This is a genomic window from Mesorhizobium sp. P5_C1 (genome assembly GCF_054049815.1).
The window spans coordinates 1-3,695 of the sequence record NZ_JBFULQ010000531.1 but is presented as its reverse complement, the minus strand read 5'-3'; the positions used below and the strand labels follow the sequence as shown (position 1 = coordinate 3,695).

Below are 3,695 nucleotides of genomic sequence, written 5' to 3'. Positions count from 1 at the left end.
ACCGTGGATGAACATGTGCACCGGCAGGCGCTCGCGTTTGCCTTTCGGGAAGAACAGATCAACGGTTTCAGTTGCATCAGGTCCGTAGGCTACGTCGGCGACCATGGGTATGTTCGCCCTGCTTTCTGTGCTGCGGCGAACAATCTCGGCGACGATGGTGTCGAACTCGGCCACGTGATCGCGAATGCGGAACGGATCTTTTTGCATCGTATCTGCTCAGATGGTCACGGCGATGTACTTCGCCTCCATGAACTCGGCAACGCCGTGCTTCTGCCCACCTTCGCGGCCCAGTCCGCTCTGCTTGACCCCGCCAAAGGGCGCCGCAGGATCCGACATCAGGCCGCGGTTCAGGGCGATCATGCCCGACTCGATCTTCGATGCCACACGCATTCCCCTGGCCAGGTCGCGCGTATAGATGTAGGCGGCGAGACCGTATTCGGTGTCGTTGGCCTTTGCGATCACTTCCGCCTCGCTGTCGAAGCGCAGAAGCGGAGCCACCGGACCGAATATCTCCTCGTGCGCCATGACGGCGTCAGGCGACACGTCGCGAAGCACTGTCGGCGGGTAGAAGTAGCCCTTGCCTTCGGGGATCGCCCCTCCGCACAGAACCTTGGCGCCACGGGCAACTGCGTCCTGGACGAGCCGATCGATCTTGTCCACTGCCTTCCTGGTGATCATAGGGCCGCATTCGGTTTCCGAGTCTGTGCCAGGGCCTACTTGGAGAGCAGCCATGCGTTTGCGCAATCCATCCGCGAAAGCATCATGGATGCCGGCCTGGACGTAAAGCCGGTTGGCGGCGGTGCAGGCTTCGCCGGCATTGCGCATCTTGGCAACCATCGCACCGTCGAGCGCTGCCTCCAGGTCGGCGTCGTCGAACACAACGAACGGTGCGTTGCCGCCAAGTTCCATCGAACAGGAGATGACGTGTTTTGCGGCTTCGGCCAGGAGCACGCGGCCGATGCCTGTCGAGCCGGTGAATGACAGTTTTCTCACTCTTGGGTCGGCAAGCATGGCGGCCGTCACCGGCCCGGGGCTTGAGGTCGTCAGGACGTTGACGACGCCAGGCGGCACGCCTGCTTCCTCATAGAGGGCTGCAAGCGCGTAGGCCGTCAGCGGCGTCTCGCTGGCGGGCTTCAAGATCACGGTGCAGCCTGCCGCGAGCGCCGGCGCGATCTTGCGTGTCGCCATGGCGGCGGGGAAATTCCATGGCGTGATAAGCACGCAAATGCCGATGGGCTGATAGTCGACGACGATCCGGTTCGCGCCCGAGGGGGCGAGACCGAACTCGCCGCTGATGCGGACAGCCTCCTCGGCGTTCCAGCGAAAAAATTCCGCCGCGTAGGCGACTTCGCCGCGCGCATCGCGCAGTGCCTTGCCGTTTTCCAGCGAGATCAGCGCTGCCAGCGTGTCCGCCCGTTCGGTCATCAGTTCGAAGCAACGCCGCAGGATTTCCGAACGCCTGCGTGGCGGGGTTTCGCGCCAACCGGCCGCTGCCTCCGCAGCCGCGTCGACGGCGAGGGCAGCATCGGCGAGCGTGGCGTCGGGAACCGCCGCGATCACCGCCTCGGTCGATGGATCGATCACTTCGATCACACGGCCATCCGACGACGGCTGCCAGCGGCCACCAATGTAGAGACCGTGCGAAAACGTGGCGTAGTCGGACATACTTTCATCCTCGTCGAATATGTCTGCGGAAATGTTCATTGGACCAGCTCCTGTCGCATCGTGGCTGCAGACATATCGCCGTCGTAAGCGGCTCTGATCAGTCGTCGCATCGCGGTGAGGTCGAAGGGGCGGGGATTGTTCTTGATCAGCCGGTCGATGCCGAGCGCCTGCTCGGCCGTCCAGTCGATCTTGTCCTCGGGAAGACCAAGTTCAGCCAATGTCGGCGTGATGCCGATGGCACCGAACAGCCGGCTCACCTCGCTTATGGTGGCATGCGCCAGCGCATCAGGTCCGCTGCTGCTCCGATCGGACAGGCCGAGGGCGGTGCCGACTTCAGCAATTTCCGGGGCCGCTGCCGCAAGATTGTATGTCATCACATAAGGCATCATGGTGGCAACGCCGAGCCCATGCGGCGTGTGGGTGATCGCGCCGACGGGATACTGCACCGCATGAGCGGCAGCCGTTCCAGCCGTGCCGAAGGCGCAGCCGGCGGCCAGCGCCCCCATCATGACGTCGGCGCGTGCATTTTCGTCCGATCCGTCGCGATATGCCTTTTCCAGACTGCGGCCCAGCAATCTGATGGCCAGAAGCGCGAAATGGTCGGTCAGAGCGCTCTTGCCGACGAACACATGCTGCTGCGGCAAATTTGGATCAGTGCCGCGCTTAGCCGCTGTGAAGGCTTCGATTGCATGCGTCAGCGCGTCGGCGCCGGCGATCGCCGTCAGGGAACGTGGACATGTGGCCGTGAGATCCGGATCGCAGAGTGCCACCGCGGCAATGAGATGAGGACTCGAGATGCCGACTTTCAGCGTTCGCTCCGGATCGGATATCACGGCGACGGGGGTCACCTCCGAGCCGGTGCCAGCCGTTGTCGGCACAGCGATCACGGGAAGGGTAGGGCCCGGCACCTTGAACTCGCCATAGTAGTCCTGAAGCCTGCCGCCATGGCTAAGCAAAAGCGCAGCGCATTTTGCCATGTCGAGGCAGCTGCCGCCGCCGATCCCGATGACCATGTCCGGCTTGTAATCCATCGCCTCCGTGATGCAGGCGGCGACGCTATCGCGGGGAACATCCGGCAGCGTTCGGTCGTAGACCAGCGTCTCCACCGCGGCGGCGCGCAGGCCAGCAAGAATCTCGGCGAACTCAGCTGTCGTGGCGAAACGCTCATCAGTGCAGACGAACGCACGCCGTCCATACTTGGCGGCAACGGCGGGCAGCACATGGCGCTGGCCTTTGCCGAACAGGATCTCGCGCGGCAGGCGCACGGCTGCGAACAACGTCATGGACAGAATCCTTCGAAGAGAGGTTGAAAACTGAATGAATTGGGGCAGAGACCCGCCCCGATCTCGAAGTCGTCGTTCAAAGCGCGAGCGCGCCTGCCGGACGCCCCGAAACCGGGGACGATGCCTGGGTGCGCGAGATCTGCTCTCGCGGCGCCTTGAGTTGGTATCACGGATATCCCCTATAAAATCGTATAGGATATAGTATTGAATTAGCCGGAGCATCATGTTAGTGGGTGCTCCTGTCAAGAGGTAAACCATGCAGAACCCCGACCTGACGGTTGACAATGAAGCCCGCCTGAGTGGCCGCATTCAGCGTGCCAACAGCCTGGCTGGCGACGTGTACGAGGCGATCTTCGGGCAATTGATGTCACTGCGGATTGCTCCGGGATCGCGCATCACCGTCGATAATCTCGTCAAGGAATTCAACGTCTCGCATACCCCCATTCGCGAAGCGCTTGGCCGGCTGGAAGGCGAGGGGCTGGTGGTCAAGACCCACCTGATCGGCTTTCGGGCCGCACCGCAGATCACCCGCCGCCGCTTTGACGAGCTCTATGAGCTGCGTCTTCTGCTCGAGCCCGCCGCGGCAGCCAAGGCCACCGCAACGCTCGATGACGAGCGTCTAGCCGTGCTGCAGGAGGCCGCAGGCGTCATGGCCCGGCGTGTGGGGAAGGATGAGCGCCTGCGCTATTCGAACTTCGCCCGCCAAGATGCGATCTTCCACGACAAGATTGTGGAGTTCGCTCAGAA

Annotated in this window: 3 protein-coding genes and 1 pseudogene; 1 reads left to right on the top strand and 3 read right to left on the bottom strand. The window is 62.7% G+C overall.

Going from position 1 to position 3,695, the window contains the following annotated elements; all coding sequences use genetic code 11:
* The 3 genes and pseudogenes from ACXJ7R_RS27295 to ACXJ7R_RS27285 all read right to left on the bottom strand — a co-directional run.
* Positions 1-207 (bottom strand): annotated as a pseudogene (locus ACXJ7R_RS27295) (alpha/beta hydrolase); the annotation flags it as partial.
* A 9-nt stretch (positions 208-216) separates the two neighbouring features.
* Positions 217-1,704: an NAD-dependent succinate-semialdehyde dehydrogenase gene (locus ACXJ7R_RS27290; RefSeq protein WP_457154532.1), complete on the bottom strand. Its 1,488-nt coding sequence runs from the start codon at positions 1,702-1,704 to the stop codon at positions 217-219.
* Positions 1,701-2,948, bottom strand: a complete 1,248-nt coding sequence (locus ACXJ7R_RS27285; protein ID WP_457154533.1) for an iron-containing alcohol dehydrogenase — start codon at positions 2,946-2,948, stop codon at positions 1,701-1,703. Before ACXJ7R_RS27285 ends, ACXJ7R_RS27290 begins: the two co-directional genes overlap by 4 nt.
* A 256-nt stretch (positions 2,949-3,204) precedes the next feature.
* Between ACXJ7R_RS27285 and ACXJ7R_RS27280 the strand changes: the two genes are divergently transcribed.
* Positions 3,205-3,695: GntR family transcriptional regulator (locus ACXJ7R_RS27280; protein ID WP_457154531.1), on the top strand; the 491-nt coding region annotated here is incomplete at its 3' end.

Bases quoted from the DNA above. Each gene is read 5' to 3' on its own strand.
- ACXJ7R_RS27285 (WP_457154533.1), bottom strand. From the start codon at position 2,948: ATGACGTTGTTCGCAGCCGTGCGCCTGCCGCGCGAGATCCTGTTCGGC.
- ACXJ7R_RS27290 (WP_457154532.1), bottom strand. From the start codon at position 1,704: ATGAACATTTCCGCAGACATATTCGACGAGGATGAAAGTATGTCCGAC.